The 14,175-nt window shown below is 73.1% G+C and carries 15 protein-coding genes; 11 read left to right on the top strand and 4 right to left on the bottom strand.

From position 1 onward, the window contains the following. Positions 1 to 23 precede the first annotated feature (23 nt). The gene (locus FHX71_RS23170; protein ID WP_182619741.1) at positions 24 to 902 is read left to right on the top strand and encodes a sugar phosphate isomerase/epimerase family protein; all 879 of its coding nucleotides are present in this window, start codon (positions 24 to 26) and stop codon (positions 900 to 902) included. 315 nt (positions 903 to 1,217) lie between these two features. Then, entirely contained in the window at positions 1,218 to 2,354 is a 1,137-nt protein-coding gene (locus FHX71_RS23165) for a magnesium and cobalt transport protein CorA (RefSeq protein ID WP_182619740.1), read from the top strand. 15 nt (positions 2,355 to 2,369) lie between these two features. Here FHX71_RS23165 and FHX71_RS23160 read toward each other — a convergent pair whose 3' ends face one another. Both FHX71_RS23160 and FHX71_RS23155 read right to left on the bottom strand, forming a co-directional pair. Continuing rightward, positions 2,370 to 3,710 (bottom strand): MFS transporter, encoded by a 1,341-nt coding sequence (locus tag FHX71_RS23160; RefSeq protein WP_182619739.1) that lies wholly within the window; start codon positions 3,708 to 3,710, stop codon positions 2,370 to 2,372. Between the two features lie 139 nt (positions 3,711 to 3,849). Then, positions 3,850 to 4,461, bottom strand: coding sequence for a TetR/AcrR family transcriptional regulator (locus FHX71_RS23155; protein ID WP_182619738.1), 612 nt, complete (start codon positions 4,459 to 4,461; stop codon positions 3,850 to 3,852). A 290-nt stretch (positions 4,462 to 4,751) separates the two neighbouring features. Here FHX71_RS23155 and FHX71_RS23150 point away from each other — a divergent pair, with 290 nt between their 5' ends. Continuing rightward, complete coding sequence (locus FHX71_RS23150) at positions 4,752 to 5,762, top strand: hypothetical protein (RefSeq protein WP_246403376.1); 1,011 nt, start codon at positions 4,752 to 4,754, stop codon at positions 5,760 to 5,762. 510 nt (positions 5,763 to 6,272) lie between these two features. After that, positions 6,273 to 7,313 (top strand): pirin family protein, encoded by a 1,041-nt coding sequence (locus FHX71_RS23145; protein ID WP_182619737.1) that lies wholly within the window; start codon positions 6,273 to 6,275, stop codon positions 7,311 to 7,313. A gap of 54 nt (positions 7,314 to 7,367) precedes the next feature. On the opposite strand, the gene FHX71_RS23140 is transcribed toward FHX71_RS23145, so the two are convergent. Continuing rightward, positions 7,368 to 8,138, bottom strand: a complete 771-nt coding sequence (locus FHX71_RS23140; protein WP_182619736.1) for an NUDIX hydrolase — start codon at positions 8,136 to 8,138, stop codon at positions 7,368 to 7,370. A gap of 91 nt (positions 8,139 to 8,229) precedes the next feature. Here FHX71_RS23140 and FHX71_RS23135 point away from each other — a divergent pair, with 91 nt between their 5' ends. After that, complete coding sequence (locus tag FHX71_RS23135; protein ID WP_182619735.1) at positions 8,230 to 9,285, top strand: SPFH domain-containing protein; 1,056 nt, start codon at positions 8,230 to 8,232, stop codon at positions 9,283 to 9,285. Position 9,286: 1 nt separating this feature from the next. Then, positions 9,287 to 10,198 (top strand): diacylglycerol kinase catalytic domain-containing protein, encoded by a 912-nt coding sequence (locus FHX71_RS23130; protein ID WP_182619734.1) that lies wholly within the window; start codon positions 9,287 to 9,289, stop codon positions 10,196 to 10,198. A 113-nt stretch (positions 10,199 to 10,311) separates the two neighbouring features. Here the strand turns inward: FHX71_RS23130 and FHX71_RS23125 are convergent, their stop codons facing one another. Next, positions 10,312 to 11,031, bottom strand: a complete 720-nt coding sequence (locus FHX71_RS23125; protein ID WP_312877183.1) for a GntR family transcriptional regulator — start codon at positions 11,029 to 11,031, stop codon at positions 10,312 to 10,314. A gap of 140 nt (positions 11,032 to 11,171) precedes the next feature. Here FHX71_RS23125 and FHX71_RS23120 point away from each other — a divergent pair, with 140 nt between their 5' ends. The 5 genes from FHX71_RS23120 to FHX71_RS23100 all read left to right on the top strand — a co-directional run bounded on the left by FHX71_RS23120 (position 11,172) and on the right by FHX71_RS23100 (position 14,116). Next, a complete protein-coding gene (locus FHX71_RS23120; protein WP_182619733.1) occupies positions 11,172 to 11,471 on the top strand; it encodes a hypothetical protein in 300 nt (99 codons plus the stop codon). After that, a complete protein-coding gene (locus FHX71_RS23115; protein ID WP_182619732.1) occupies positions 11,468 to 11,842 on the top strand; it encodes a hypothetical protein in 375 nt (124 codons plus the stop codon). Before FHX71_RS23120 ends, FHX71_RS23115 begins: the two co-directional genes overlap by 4 nt. A gap of 97 nt (positions 11,843 to 11,939) precedes the next feature. Next, a complete protein-coding gene (locus tag FHX71_RS23110) occupies positions 11,940 to 12,479 on the top strand; it encodes a hypothetical protein (protein WP_182619731.1) in 540 nt (179 codons plus the stop codon). Between the two features lie 75 nt (positions 12,480 to 12,554). Further along, positions 12,555 to 13,370 carry a DUF1206 domain-containing protein gene (locus tag FHX71_RS23105; RefSeq protein WP_182619730.1) on the top strand — a complete coding sequence of 272 codons (816 nt, stop codon included), beginning with the start codon at positions 12,555 to 12,557 and terminating at the stop codon, positions 13,368 to 13,370. Then, on the top strand, positions 13,370 to 14,116 hold the full coding sequence (locus FHX71_RS23100) for a class I SAM-dependent methyltransferase (protein WP_182619729.1): 747 nt from the start codon (positions 13,370 to 13,372) through the stop codon (positions 14,114 to 14,116). Before FHX71_RS23105 ends, FHX71_RS23100 begins: the two co-directional genes overlap by 1 nt. Positions 14,117 to 14,175 lie beyond the last annotated feature (59 nt).

Genomic DNA, 14,175 nt, shown 5'->3' with positions numbered 1-14,175 from the left:
GTTCGCGTTTTAAGGTGGCCCGCATGCCCGAACCGATCAGGACCGAACCGCAGGAGCCCGCCGCACCCGACGTGCAGGTGACGCTCTCGACGGCATCGGTCTTCCCTCGCCGTGTGCCGCTGGCCTTCGAGGCCGCGGCCGAGCTCGGCTACGACGGCATCGAGGTGATGATCTGGTCCGAGGAGGTCACCCAGAACCCGCGCTCGCTCGCGAAGCTCGCCGCCGACAACGGCATGCCGGTCCGCTCGGTGCACGCGCCGACGCTGCTGGTCAGCCAGCGGGTCTGGGGCAGGTCCCCGGTCGCGAAGCTGGAGCGGACCACGGAGATGGCCCTCGAGCTCGGCGCGGGCACGGTGGTGGTGCACCCGCCGTTCCGCTGGCAGTACAAGTACGCGCGGCAGTTCCAGGACCAGGTGCGTGCGCTGAGCGAGACGACCGGCGTCACGATCGCCGTCGAGAACATGTACCCGTGGCGGGGCGGCAAGCGCGAGTTCCAGGCCTACCTGCCCGGGTGGGACCCCGCCGAGCACGACTACGACGCGGTCACCCTGGACCTCTCGCACGCGAGCGTCGCGCAGCAGGACGCGCTGACGCTGCTGGAGACGTTCGGCGACCGGCTGCGGCACGTGCACCTCGCCGACGGCAACCACGGCGCGCGGGACGAGCACCTGGTGCCCGGCCGCGGCAGCATGCAGGCGGAGAAGGTGCTCCAGGAGCTGGTGGCGCGCCGCTGGAGCGGCGACGTCTGCGTGGAGATCTCGACGCGCGCGGCCCGGAGCGCCGCCGAGCGGCACGACGACCTGGCGGCCTCGCTGCAGTTCGCCCGGGCCTACCTGTCGCCCACGCCGCACGAGTTCCACACCCCGCCCGGGCCGCACCACCGGCCGCACGACGCCTGGTGACCCGGTCTGTGACCTTGCTCTCGAACTGTTTCGATCCCCGGGGCCGACGGGTCTAGACTGGCCCCTGTCGAGAAAGACGCTGGTGCGGCGGTCCGCCGCAGGACGAAGGAGGTGGCGCGCATGACCCGTAGCGAGCCTCCGAGTAGTCCGAGCCGCAGCTGAGCTGACGGTTCCCCTGCCCGCGTGTCAGCGGGTCTCTCGCGCACCGGTGCGCTCCGCCCCTCACGGGGCGTGAGGTCCACCGGTCGCCCGGCCGTCCTTGTTGCGGTGTGCGTTCGCAGTCCTTCTTCCTGCGCTCGACCCCGGGAGTTTCCCATGGCCACGTTCCTGCCGTCCCGTCCTGCCCGTCCGCTGCTCGGCGCCCTGCGCCAGCGCCGCTCCGTCGGCGTCGTGCCCGACGTCGCACCGCGTCCCGTCGCGCCCGAGCCCCGCTCGTCGATGGTCGCCGCCGCGATCTACGACGACGGCGTCCGCACCGCCGGCTACGACAACCTCGCGGAGACCTTCAGCGCGCTCCGGTCCCGTCCCGGCGGCATGGCCTGGATCGGGCTGGAGCGGCCCGAGGAGTCCGAGCTGACGTCGCTCGCGCGCGAGTTCGACCTGCACCCGCTCGCGATCGAGGACGCCATCCAGGCGCACCAGCGCCCCAAGATCGAGCGGTACGGCGACACCCTGTTCGTCGTGCTGCGGGCCGCGCGCTACCTGGACGACGCCGAGGAGGTCGAGTTCGGCGAGCTGCACGTGTTCGTGGGCCCCGACTTCGTGGTGACCGTGCGGCACGGCGCCTCGCCCGACCTCGCCGCCGTCCGCGCCCGACTGGAGGCGGACCGCGAGATGCTCGCCCGCGGGCCCGAGGCCGTCCTGTACGCCATCCTCGACAGCGTCGTGGACGGCTACGCGCCGGTTGTCGCGGGGCTGGACCACGACATCGACGAGATCGAGTCCGACGTCTGGGGCGGCGCCCCCGACGTGTCGCGGCGCATCTACGAGCTCTCCCGCGAGGTCATCGACTTCCAGCGCGCCGTCCGGCCCGAGCAGGCCCTGTGCGGCTCGCTCGCCAAGGGCGCCGACAAGTACGGCGTCGACCCGGAGCTGCAGGCCTACCTGCGCGACGTCGCCGACCACCTCACCGAGGCCGCCGACCGCATCGAGGTCTTCCGGGCCGCGCTGCGCGACATCCTCACCGTGGCCGCGACGCTCGTCGCGCAGCGGCAGAACGAGGAGATGAAGCACCTCTCGGAGGTCAGCATCCGGCAGGGCGAGGAGGTCAAGAAGATCTCGGGCTGGGCGGCCATCCTCTTCGCCCCGACCCTCGTGGGCACGGTCTACGGCATGAACTTCGAGTCCATGCCGGAGCTGGGCTGGGCGTGGGGGTACCCGGCGGCGCTGGTCGCGATGCTCGCCGTGAGCGTGGGTCTGTTCGGCGTCTTCCGCTGGAAGCGCTGGATCTGATCTGACGCGTCGCCGTCAGGCCCGGGCCGGCTCCACGGCGTCGAGTGTCTCCGGATCGGGCAGCGTGGCGATGTACCGGTGCCCGACGGCGGAGACCATCAGGCCGACCGTCGCACCGACGATCAGCGGCGTGCTGTAGCCGGAGCGCGCGAGCAGGCCGCCGGCGAGGGAACCGAGCGGCATGGCGCCCCACAGCGCGGTGCGCCACGTGCCGTGCACCCGGCCGAGCAGGTGGTTCGGCACCGCGGCCTGGCGCAGCGACATGACCAGCACGTTCCACGTCGTCGTGCAGCCGAACGACACGAAGATCGCGACCGCGCCCACCCCGGCCAGGGGGAACACGCCGACGAGGAACCAGGCCCCGAGCCCGACGGCGTTCACCGCCGCCATCACGGGGCCCGTTCCGAAGCGGGCCTTGAGTCTGCTCGTGACGGCCGCCGCCGTCAGGGCGCCCACGGCACCGGCCAGCATGAACGTGCCGTACCAGGCCTCGGGGACGTCGAGCCGCTCCAGGATGAACAGCACCAGGGTGGACGTGATCGCGGCGTGGCAGATGCCGATGAGCACGCTCACGATCCACAGCGGCCGCAGCATCGAGCTGGCCCAGATGAAGCGGAACCCCGCGGCGAGCTCGGCCCGCCAGCCGGCCGTCGGTGCGGCGACGTCCGCGTCGTCGTCCTGGCCGGCCTCTGCCCGGCCGGGCTCGTCCGCCACCTGGCGTCGTCGTCGGGCGGCGATCCCGGAGGCGACGGCGGGCAGTGTCAGCGCCAGCCCGCCGGCCACCGCGTACGCGGCGGTGTTCAGCCCGAGCGCCCAGGCCGCGGAGAACGCGAGCAGCCACGAGGTGAGCGGCTGCGAGAGGAACTGCTGCACCACGATCTCGGTGGCCTCGATGCGCGAGTTCGCGCGGGGCAGGTCGCCCCGGAGGACGATCGACGGGACCACGGCGCGGATCGCGCCGTCGTACACCGTCTCCAGCGCGCCGTACAGGAGCACGACTAGCAGGAGCCACCAGATCGTGAGCGCACCGGTGAGGTGCAGCGCGAGCAGCCCGGCCGCGACGAGGGCGCGCACCCCGCCCGCGAGGCCGAGCGCGAGCCGGCGGTCGATCCGGTCCACGAGCACGCCCGCCGGGATGGCGAGCACGAGCCAGGGGAGCAGGGCGGCGACGGCCACGAGCGACACGAGCAGCGGGTCGTCCGTGAGCTGCACGGCCAGCAGCGGTGCGGCGACGCGGGCTATGCCGTCGCCCAGGCTCGAGCTGAGGTTGGCGGCGACGACCCTGGCGAACGGTCCGCCGAGCGGCGCCTGCCTCGTCGGGGGCGCGGGCTCCGGGTTTACGGCGGCGGAAGACACGCGCTAGAGGCTACCGCCAGGCGGGTTACCGCCTGCCGGCCCGCTTACCTAAGCTCTGCTCGTCTGCCGCCCGAGCCTGCGGCTCCGCTCCGGGCGGGTGCCTCGTTCCTCGGCCCCCACCCTGCGCTGCACCTCCGGCTCAGGCGGGCACCCGCTCCGGAACCCGGGCCCCCACCGCGCGCAGCACGAAGGCCTCCGCCGCACGGATGGTCCGCTCGCGGGCGACCGGCTCGTCCGGGATGAGCCGGCCCGACAGGCAGGCGTTGACCAGGTGCACGGTCGGCTCGATGTCCTGGGGCGGGAAGGTCCCCGCGTCGATCCCCGCCGTCAGGATGCGGCGCAGGATCGCCTCGACGATGTCGGCGTGCTCGCGCAGGCGCTGCAGCGTGGCGCGGGACAGGACGGTGCGCAGGTCCGGGCCGGGGGCGAGGTGGAAGACACGGGTGAGCTGGGCCTGCTGGCGGATGTAGGTACGCAGCTGTTCCACGGGGTCGGCCACGCCGTCCAGCGCGCGCTCCAGCGTGTGGGCGTACTGCTCGGTCTCGTGCGTGATGAACCCGAGGAGCAGTGCTTCCTTGTCGTGGAAGTGGTTGTAGACCGCGGTCCGGCCGACGTTCGCCGCCGCGGCGATGTCGGCCAGCGTGATGGTGTCGAACCCGCGCTCCGCCATGAGGGTGGACAGAGCGGTGAACAGCTTGTGCCTGGTCATCTGCCGGTGCTCGTGCAGGCTCTTGCCGATGATCTTGGGCATGCTGACAGCATATGCCCTCGTCGTCAGTATCTGGAACGCAGGATCGGGTGGCGAAGGGCGTCGCGGCGAATTCGTCGGACACGTGGCGCTAAGTTCGTATAGATCGGCTTTGCGCGGTGCCACTGGTGGAATATGCATGTCTTTGCACTGAGACTCCGTCGCCAAATATATGGATGTGTAATACGCCTCGCGCGAAGCGCGGAAAACCGCGAGTCCTTCGTCACGAGCGTGTTTCATCTCTGTAACACGCCTGCATCATGGGCGAAAGTGCCCGGCAGTAAGGTGCCCGCATGACATTTCTGGCGGGCGCGATTCCAGCGGAGCACGCCTCGGGTCATCTTCTGATCCTGCCCAGCACGAACGGCCCCGTGGCGGTCAGCGAGCTGGCGGCCGCCTGGTTCTCGGACATCGCGTGGCTGCGAGAACCCTCCCGCGCCGCGGGCGCGCGGCGGATGGCCGGCTCCCGGTTCCGTGGCATGGCGCAGTCCGACGCGCTCGTCCCCGGTGTCATGCGGCTGGGTGAGGCGCACGTCGCGACCGGCCCCTTCGAGGTCGGGGAGGCACACCTCGCCGAGCTGTCCATCGCCGCCACCAAGGCGGAGGCGTACTCCGTCGCGCGCAGCGACGGCCTCCGGGACATGCGGGGCGCGGCCCCGACGTCGTACGACGACCGGGACGGGATCGCCCGCGCCTTCCCGCACGCCCTTCCGCAGACCGAGGAGCTGCGCATCGTGCAGTGGATGGTCGCGGCGGCGCGCAAGACCGCCGGCGGAGTGCTCGCCGACGGGCGTCAGCCCCTGGTCCCGGAGGCGGCGGCGTCCGTCAACCTGTCGCTCTACTCCGCGCACCCGCTCCAGCCGGGCGACGTGCTGCCCATGCTCCGCTCGTTCATCGCCACCGCCGACGTGTCCGCCGAGCAGGTCATGCCCGACGGCACGCCGCGGTACACGCTCGCGGGCAGCACGGCCTACGACGGCTCGATCGTCGTCGACGTCGAGCGGGTCGACCGGGTGCCGCGCGCGCTCGGGGCGCTGGACTGGCGCAGCTACGGCCCGTACGCCTACCGCATGACCTGGGTGCCGGCCGACCCCTACGAGCTGGAGCTCGAGCGCGGCTCCGGGCTGCACGTCATCGCCCGGGCGCGCATGCGCGCGTCGCTCGCCCGCCTCGCCGTCTCCCTCCAGGGCCGCATCGCCGGCGTCCTCGTGGACGACGGCGGCTTCATCGCCACCCCGGAGGAGCTCGACGGGCGCACCGACTCGACGACGGGCGGCGCACCGGGTTCCCGCGCCTGGGTCTGACCCGGCAAGTTATCCACAGATTTGATCCACAGCCCTGTGTGTTGTGTGGGAAATCCGGGGCTTTTCCTGTGGACAGAACTGTTGAGAACCAGAGGGTGAAAATTACAACGGCGGAGCAGTTGCCGCATGTACGACACGCGGATAGAAACGGTGTCAATGGTTCGACGATCCGGGTGCAGATGCGGTGCGCTGCAGCAGTACCGACCGGCTTGGACATCGGACACATGGGTCGACCGGAGAACGACAGGACATCCCGTACCGCGGTGCGGGCTGTGGATGACGCCACAGGTGCCTGTACGGGGCCGGAAGACCGCCCGCGTTCGAGGTGTTCGTGCAGAACAGGCCTGGCGACCCGGGTCTGACGGGCACAACGGAGTCGTGACGTCGACACGACGCCCCTGGTTCTCGCCGAGCGCGGGCCACGGGTATGCGGTTTCGCCAGGGCCCCCGGCCTGCCCCGGGGGCCCTGGCCCCTCCCCGGAGCCCGCGCGCGGCATCTAGGCTCGGCGCATGAGCAACCTCGAGACCCAGCCGGCCGAGCAGGTCTGCGCCGCGGGCGACCAGGGCGACGGCATCGAGCTCCTCACCCCGCGGGACGTGCCGCTCGGCGGGCCGCGGGCGATGGACGTGCGGCGCACCATCCCGCAGCGCGCACGGTCGCTCGTGGGCGCCTGGTGCTTCAGCGACCACTACGGCCCCGACGACGTCTCCGACAGCGAGGGCATGCAGGTGCCGCCGCACCCGCACACCGGGCTGCAGACCGTGAGCTGGCTCTTCGAGGGCGAGATCCTGCACCGCGACTCGGTGGGCTCGCTCCAGCGGGTCCGGCCGGGCGAGCTCAACCTGATGACGGCGGGCATGGGCATCTCGCACTCCGAGGAGTCGCCCGCCGAGGGCCGCCCGCCCCGGCTGCACGGCGTGCAGCTCTGGACGGCGCTGCCCGGCTCCGCGCTCGGCGTCGACCCGCACTTCGAGCACCACGCCGGCCTGCCGCTCGTCCGGCACGAGGGCGCCGTCGTGCAGGTGTTCGTCGGCCGGCTGTCCGTGGCGGGGGAGGAGCTGGCGTCGCCCGCGACGACGTACACGCCGCTCGTCGGGGCGCAGATCGACCTCGAGCCGGGCGCCGAGGTGCGGCTCGACGTCGACGCGGGGCACGAGCACGCCCTGCTCGTCGACTCCGGCGACATGACGTTCGAGGGCAGCGTCGTGCCGCCGTCGAACCTCGGCTACGTGGCTCCGGGGCGGTCGACGCTCGTGGTGCGCGCCGGGGCCGCGGCTCCTGTCCGGGCGGTGCTGATCGGCGGCCTGCCGTTCGACGAGGACGTCGTCATGTGGTGGAACTTCATGGGTCGCACGCACGAGGACATCGTGCGGGCCCGCGACGCCTGGACGGCCCAGATCGCCGAGCTCGCGGACGGGGTGACCGGCTACGCCGACGGCGCCGCCGGGCGGCTGTTCGGCCAGGTGCACGGCTATCCGACCGGGCCGCTGCGCGCACCCGCGCTGCCGGACCTGCGGCTCAAGCCGAGGACGCGCCCGGGTCAGGGCTGACCCCGGTCCGGCGGGCCGGTCCGACGCCGGTTCGGCCGGCCGGCCCGACGCCGGTCAGCCCGCCTCCGGTCCGGCGTCGGCCGGCCGCAGCAGCGGCGGGTGCAGCACGGTCGCGGTCGGGTCGGCGCCGGGGGCCAGCCGGAACAGCTCGGCCGGCCGGCCGGGGCCGCCGCCGCCCAGGCGCCCGGTCGGCTCCAGGAAACCCGGGGTTCCCGTGGCCTTCCGGTGGAAGTTGCGCGCGTCCAGCCGCGTGCCCCACACCGCCTCGTAGACGCCGCGCAGCTCGGCGACCGTGAACTCGGGCGGGCAGAACGCGGCCGCCAGCGGCGAGTACTCGATCTTGGCGCGGGCCCGCTCCACGCCGTCGGCCAGGATGCCGTCGTGGTCGAAGGCGAGCCCGGCGCCCCGGCCCCCGACCGGGACCCAGCGGGCCTCGGCCGCGTCGCCGCCTGCCGCCGGCAGCCCGAAGGCGGGCGCGAGCAGCAGGTAGGCGACCGAGAGCACGGGGCCCCGCGGGTCCCGCCCGAGCGGGCCGTAGGTGCGGAGCTGCTCCAGGTGCCAGGGGCCCGTTCCCGTCGCCCCGGCCGGGACCGTCAGCCGCGTCTCCTCCTCGAGCTCTCGCCCCGCCGCCTGCTCCAGCGTCTCGCCCGCGAGCACGAACCCGCCCGGCAGCGCGGCCTGCCCGCGGTACGGCTCCAGGAGCCGGTCGACGACGAGGACGTGCAGGGCGGCCTCCCGCACCGTCAGCGCCACGACGTCGACGGTGACGGGGAAGGCGCCCGCGGAGTCGGGTATCGCGGACGGGACGGGTGCTGTGCGGGCCATGACATCGACCGTACATTCTCGTCACCTTGACGAAAAGCCGGGAGGGTAGATATCGTCAAACTGACGACAACAATCGAAGGAGAGTCAGACGATGGCGACGATCAAGCGCTACCCCGGGTTCCGCCAGTTCCTCGGCACCGCGAGCGACTACGTGGTGCACCTCAGCAAGGGCGGCGTCCGCCACGAGGGCGTGGGCCAGGCCTTCTGGTTCCGGCCCGACACCTCGGTGCTCAGCGAGGTGCCCGCCACCGACCAGGAGCTGCCGGTCCTGTTCCACGCCGTCACGCGCGACCAGCAGGACGTCAGCGTGCAGTCGAACGTCACCTACCGCTTCGGCGACCCGGTCCTCGCGTCCCAGCGCCTCGACTTCGGCATCTTCCCCGTCACGGGCAAGGGTCAGGAGGCGAGCGGCCGCCAGCAGGTCGGCGCCATCGTGGGGCAGCTCGCGCAGAGCCTCACGGTCGACCTGATCGCCACGCTGGACCTCGCCGAGGCGCTGGAGTCCGGCATCGGGCGCGTGCGGACGGCGCTCGGCGCGCTCGGCGAGGACGCCCGCCTCGCCGCGACGGGCATCGAGATCCTCGGCGTCCGCGTGCTCGCGGTTCGTCCTGAGGGCGACGTCGAGAAGGCCCTGCGCACCCCCGTCCGCGAACGGCTCCAGGCCGAGGCTGACCGCGCGACCTACGAGCGCCGCGCCGTCGCCGTCGAGCGGGAACGCAAGATCGCGGAGAACGAGCTCGCGAGCCAGATCGAGCTCGCCGCCCGCCGCGAGCAGCTCGTGGCCCAGGAGGGTGCGAACAAGCGCCGCGAGGCCGAGGAGGCCGCGGCGGCCGCCCTCGTCTCGGCGAAGTCCGACGCCGAGCGGCGCGAGATCGCCAGCACGGCCCAGGCGGGCTCGCTGCGCCGGCTCGGTGAGGCCGAGGCCGCGAAGGAGGCCGCGCTCATGGCGGTCTACACGAACGTCGGGCGCGACGTGCTCACCGCGCTCGCCCTGCGCGACGCCGCACCGCACCTGCCGAACGTGGGCTCCCTGACCGTCACGCCCGACCTGGTGAGCGGGCTCCTGAGCGCGCTCACGACCCGGGCGGCCGAGCCGACGGCGGACACCGCGCCGGCCTCGAACGGCGCGCCGGCCACGGAGCGCTGACATGGCGCTCCGCACGCGCGCGGTGCTCGTGCACCGCCGCACCGAGCTCGACGAGCTGCTCGACCGGCACGCCACCCGCGGCCAGGCGGAGTTCTTCCTGCGCACCCGGGGCCGCACCCTGGCCGACGTCGAGGCCCGGCACGACGCCGCGACGTCGGCCCGCCGGGTGGTCGCGGCGAGCGTGCCGTCCGACTGGGCGCTCGCGGAGGTGGAGCGGGCCGACCTGGACCGGTTCCTCTTCGCGCCCGAGGACGTCGTGCTCGTCGTGGGCCAGGACGGCCTGGTCGCGAACGTGGCCAAGTACCTGGACCGGCAGCTCGTGATCGGCGTCGACCCCGAACCGGGCACCAACCTCGGGGTGCTCGTGCGGCACGACGTCGACGACGTCGGCGCGATCATCGGCGCGCTGGCCGAGCCGGGCCGGGGGGATGCCCGGCGTGGTTCGGCCCTGCGCGGCGACGAGCTCACGATGGTCCACGCCCGGCTCGACGACGGCCAGGAGCTGCACGCCGTCAACGAGCTGTTCCTGGGGCACCCGAGCCACCAGTCGGCGCGCTACCTGCTGGGGTCCGGCCGCGGCTCGGAGCGCCAGTCGTCGTCGGGCCTGATCGTCAGCACCGGTACCGGGGCCACCGGCTGGTGCGCCTCGATCGCCCACGACCGGGGCGGGCGCCGGCTGCCCGGGCCCACGGACCCGGCGCTGGCCTGGTTCGTGCGGGAGGCGTGGCCGTCGCCCGTCACCGGCGTCACGATGACGGAGGGCGTGCTCGGGAGCGACGGCGAGCTCGTGATCACCGTCCAGTCGGACCGGCTCGTCGTGTTCGGCGACGGCATGGAGGCGGACCGGCTCGAGGTCTCGTGGGGGCAGGAGGTCCGCATCGGCGTGGCCGAGCGGAGGCTCCGGCTCCTGTGAGGCGGCTCCTGTGAAGCGATGCTCAGGCTCTGCTTGTCTGTCGACTGAGCCTGCGGTTCCGCTTCGGGCGGGTGCCTCGTTCCTCGGCCCCCACCCTGCGCTGCACCTCCGGCTCAGTCGATGTCGTAGCGGAGCATGAACTCGCCCGCGTCCAGCACCACGTGGCTCACCTCGACCGGCGACCCGTCCTTCGTGAAGGCGGTGCGCGTGACCGCGAGGACCGGGGTGCCGGGCTCGATGCGCAGCTCCTCGATCTCCTCGATCGTCGGCATGCGGCCCACCACGTCCTCGCGGAACCGCACCGGCGCGTGCCCGGCCTCGGTCAGCCGCGCGTGCGTGCCGCCCGGCCCGACCTCCTGGTCCGCGATCGGCGTGCCGGCCGCGATCGCCGCGGGCAGGTACGACGTCGCGAACAGGACCGGCTTGCGCTCCCGCAGGTGCAGCCGCTCCCGCACGGTGACCTTGTCGCCCTCGGCGAGGCCGAGCGTCGTGCGGATCTTCTCGGACGGCTCGGCCTCCGCCGTCACGGCGAGGGTGCGGACCACGAGGCCGGCGCCGGTCTCGTCGATCTCCGCCGTCACCGTGGACTCGCCGGCCTTGCCGCCCGTGCTGTCGCGGACGATCGGCTCGAACGAGCGCACGAAGACGCCGGAGCCGTGCCGGGTCACGGTCAGACCCTCGTCCTTGAGCATCGACAGGCCGTGGCGCGCCGTCATCCGGGCCACGCCGTAGTTCGACATGAGCGCGGCCTCGCTCGGAAGGCGATCGCCCGGTTTGTAGGTCCCGGAGCGGATCGCGGCACGAAGATCCTTGGCGATGCTTGCGGCAGTCACACGTCCCTCTCTAGACACGGAACCCACCTAACCCGCAGCCAGTGCGTATACGCAACTTTTCCGCGTAGCGGTTGCAACCCCCAGTTAACCCGCAACACGCTGTCTATGCGCCTAGAGGTAGGTGCAGAGAGGTAGGAGAAATGGCAACGATTGCGGGCACCCTGGCTGATACCACGCTGAGTGTGCGGGACTTGCTGGACGAGGTGGGGGACGCGCGGGTCAAGTGGGTCGAGGTGTTCCGCGATCACCTGGTGCTGCATCCGACGCAGCGCTCCGAGGGTGCGGCCATCGCGGAGCAGCTGGGGATCACGGTGGCGACCGACTACCCGGCCACCCGACCGGGCTTCACGATGTGGACCGGGTGCTGGAGGGGCATCGACATGTACGTCTACGGCGACCTGCGTGGCTCGGCCCGCCCGGTCCGCGCGTGGCCCACATGACAGCAGGGTCCTGCACCGGGGGCCTCGGCCCCGAGGGCTGCCCGACGCCGGGGGCGCACCTTGCCGAGCTCGTGGAGGTCACCGCGCTCATCGCGCACGTCTACGACATCCACACCCTGGACGTCCGGGCCGGCGTGGACCACCTCGACCTCGAGGACGACGTCGTGGCCATGCTGACCGTCGACGTCGTCGCGGCCCGGTCGCCCGACGCCGCCCGGCTCGCCAGGATGCTCCACCTCACCGAGCGGGCGGGGCACCACGGCAGCGAGCCGCACGGGCGCACCACCTGGCGGTGCTGGACGGGCTGGGTGCCCGCCGCCGGGCCCGGGCTGCCGGTGTCGCTGCACGTGACGGCACCGATCCGGGGCTGAGGCCCCCACGGACGAACGCCGCGGGCCGGACGGTGGGTCCGGCCCGCGGCGTTCCTGGCGTCATCTCGCGTTCATGCCGGCCGGGCAGACTGCGCCGATGACGCCTCGCCTGCCCGGTCCGGCCCCGACCCGTCCGCTCCATGTCGCACGCGGCGCCACACGGCTCGCCAGTGCCACCCGGCTCGCCGGCGTGGCGCTGGTCGTCGGGGTGCTGGCCGGCTGCACGCCGCCCCCGCCGTCGGGCGCCCTGCCGGGCATGCCGCCCGGGGTGCGGGCCCCGGAGGAGTACGCCTTCGGGGACGACGTCGCGGGCCGCGACCTGCGTGCCTCCGGCCCCGTCCACGACGCGCTCTCCGAGGAGGTCGACGACGAGCGGCTGCGCAACCTGCCCCTCGTCCTGGACGTCGACGTCGATCCGGCGGCCGTGCGGGACGCCTATGCCGACGAGCTCGTCGGGCGCGGCTGGACCGCGATGCCGGAGCTGCCGGACGTGGACGAGGCCTGGACCGAGGGCTGGACCAGCCCCGACGGTCGCGACGCCTTCGTCCTGGTGGGCCTCGAACCCCGCCCGGACGAGACGCACGTACCCCTGACCGTCCTGACGACCCTGCCTGACGAAGTGGACGACGACGCCTGACGGACGTGCGAATTGCGGGGAAATGCGCGAATGTTGGGCGGTCGCGACCCCGCGCGACCCGATGGAGGTGTCCCCGTGCCCCAGAACTCCACCAGCGCAGGCGGCGCCGTGCGCCGAGCGAAGAACAGCCGCGCCGTACGCGGCCTCGCCCGCGGCGGCTATGCCGCCTCCGGTGTGCTCCACCTGCTGATCGGCTGGCTCGCCGTCCAGCTCGCACTGGGCGAGTCCGAGGGGCAGGCGGACCAGTCCGGCGCCTTCCGGGCGGTCGCCCAGATGCCCGGCGGAGAGCTGGTCCTCTGGCTGGTCGCCGTGGGCTTCACGGCGCTCGCGGTCTGGCAGCTCGCCACCGCCGTCGTCGGCGTGCCGAACGCGGACAACCAGGCGGCCGCGCGAGGCAAGAGCGTGGCCAAGGCCGTGCTGTACGGGGTGCTTGCGGTCTCCGGCGTCCGCTACGCGACGGGCGGCGGGGGCGGCAGCAGCGGCGGCGAGGAGAGCCTGACCGCGCGTGTCCTGGCGATGCCCGGGGGCGCCTGGCTGGTGGGCGCCGCAGGCCTGGTGATCGTCGGCGTCGGCGTCTACCACGTGGTCAAGGGCGTGCGGAAGAAGTTCCTCGAGGACCTCACCGGAGCGGGCGGCAGCGCGGTCCGGCCCGTGGTCGTGCGGCTGGGGCAGATCGGCTACGCGGCGAAGGGGATCGCGCTCGGCGTGGTCGGCGGCCTCGTGGTCGCCGCCGCGGTGACGGCGGACCCGGAGCAGGCCGGCGGCCTCGACGAGGCGCTGCACACGATGCGCGACCAGCCGTACGGCACGGCGCTGCTCATCGTCATCGGGCTGGGGATCGCCGCGTACGGCGGCTACTCCTTCGCGCGCGCCCGGTTCGCGCGGCTCTGATGTCGTCGCGGGCCGACGCCGGCGACGCGAGCCGGCCGTGGTTCACGCTCGCCCAGGGCTACGAGCAGGCGCGGGCCAAGGAGGACTCGCTGGACCGCCTGGTCGAGTGGCCCGCGCAGCGCGACCTGCTGGGCGACGTCGACGGACGGTCGGTGCTGGACGTCGGTTGTGGCAACGGGGCCAAGCTCGCCGAGCTGGTGCGCGACGGCGCGGCGGCCTCCGTCGGCGTCGACATCAGCGGCAACTTCCCGGCCGGTCCGACGCCCGGCATGGAGCTCGTCCGCGGCGACCTCTCCGACCTGGGGTCGGTGCCGGCGCTCGCGGGCCGGACGTTCGACCGGATCTTGTTCCTGCAGACCATCGGCTACGCGGACGACCCGGTGCGCACGTTGCGGGCGGCGCGGTCGATGCTCGCCGACGACGGGTTCGTCCTGCTGTCGCGGACGCACCCGATCCGGTACGCCGTCGAACGGGCGGAGCAGAACGGGACCACCCTCGGCGAGGAGTACTACTCCACGGCCCCGTACACCTACTACCACCGAGGCTGGAACGACCAGGTCGCCCTGACGAAGCGCGGCTACACCGTCGCCGACCTGCTGAACCTGTTCAGCGCGGCCGGGTTCTGGGTCGAGGCCGCCGTGGAACCGCAACTCTCCGAGGACGCCCGGCGCCGCTACCCGCACAAGCAGGCGTGGATGGACAAGCACCTCGGCATCCTGATCTTCCGGCTCCGGCCTCTTCCTTGAGGCCCCGGGAACGACGAAGCCCCAGGTCAGAACGTTCTGACCTGGGGCTTCGTGCTGGA

This window comes from Promicromonospora sukumoe, from assembly GCF_014137995.1.
In the GTDB taxonomy this organism is placed as follows: Bacteria; Actinomycetota; Actinomycetes; order Actinomycetales; family Cellulomonadaceae; genus Promicromonospora; species Promicromonospora sukumoe.
Note: the sequence above shows the minus strand (reverse complement) of the source record. Positions and strands in the feature narration are given on the sequence as shown.

Excerpts from the sequence above, each read along its gene's own strand:
- FHX71_RS23155 (WP_182619738.1), bottom strand. The coding sequence starts at position 4,461 with ATGCCCAAGATCATCGGCAAGAGCCTGCACGAGCACCGGCAGATGACC.
- FHX71_RS23130 (WP_182619734.1), top strand. The coding sequence starts at position 9,287 with ATGGCGCTCCGCACGCGCGCGGTGCTCGTGCACCGCCGCACCGAGCTC.
- FHX71_RS23140 (WP_182619736.1), bottom strand. The coding sequence starts at position 8,138 with ATGGCCCGCACAGCACCCGTCCCGTCCGCGATACCCGACTCCGCGGGC.
- FHX71_RS23170 (WP_182619741.1), top strand. The coding sequence starts at position 24 with ATGCCCGAACCGATCAGGACCGAACCGCAGGAGCCCGCCGCACCCGAC.
- FHX71_RS23135 (WP_182619735.1), top strand. The coding sequence starts at position 8,230 with ATGGCGACGATCAAGCGCTACCCCGGGTTCCGCCAGTTCCTCGGCACC.
- FHX71_RS23150 (WP_246403376.1), top strand. The coding sequence starts at position 4,752 with ATGACATTTCTGGCGGGCGCGATTCCAGCGGAGCACGCCTCGGGTCAT.
- FHX71_RS23100 (WP_182619729.1), top strand. The coding sequence starts at position 13,370 with ATGTCGTCGCGGGCCGACGCCGGCGACGCGAGCCGGCCGTGGTTCACG.
- FHX71_RS23115 (WP_182619732.1), top strand. The coding sequence starts at position 11,468 with ATGACAGCAGGGTCCTGCACCGGGGGCCTCGGCCCCGAGGGCTGCCCG.
- FHX71_RS23110 (WP_182619731.1), top strand. The coding sequence starts at position 11,940 with ATGACGCCTCGCCTGCCCGGTCCGGCCCCGACCCGTCCGCTCCATGTC.
- FHX71_RS23165 (WP_182619740.1), top strand. The coding sequence starts at position 1,218 with ATGGCCACGTTCCTGCCGTCCCGTCCTGCCCGTCCGCTGCTCGGCGCC.
- FHX71_RS23145 (WP_182619737.1), top strand. The coding sequence starts at position 6,273 with ATGAGCAACCTCGAGACCCAGCCGGCCGAGCAGGTCTGCGCCGCGGGC.
- FHX71_RS23120 (WP_182619733.1), top strand. The coding sequence starts at position 11,172 with ATGGCAACGATTGCGGGCACCCTGGCTGATACCACGCTGAGTGTGCGG.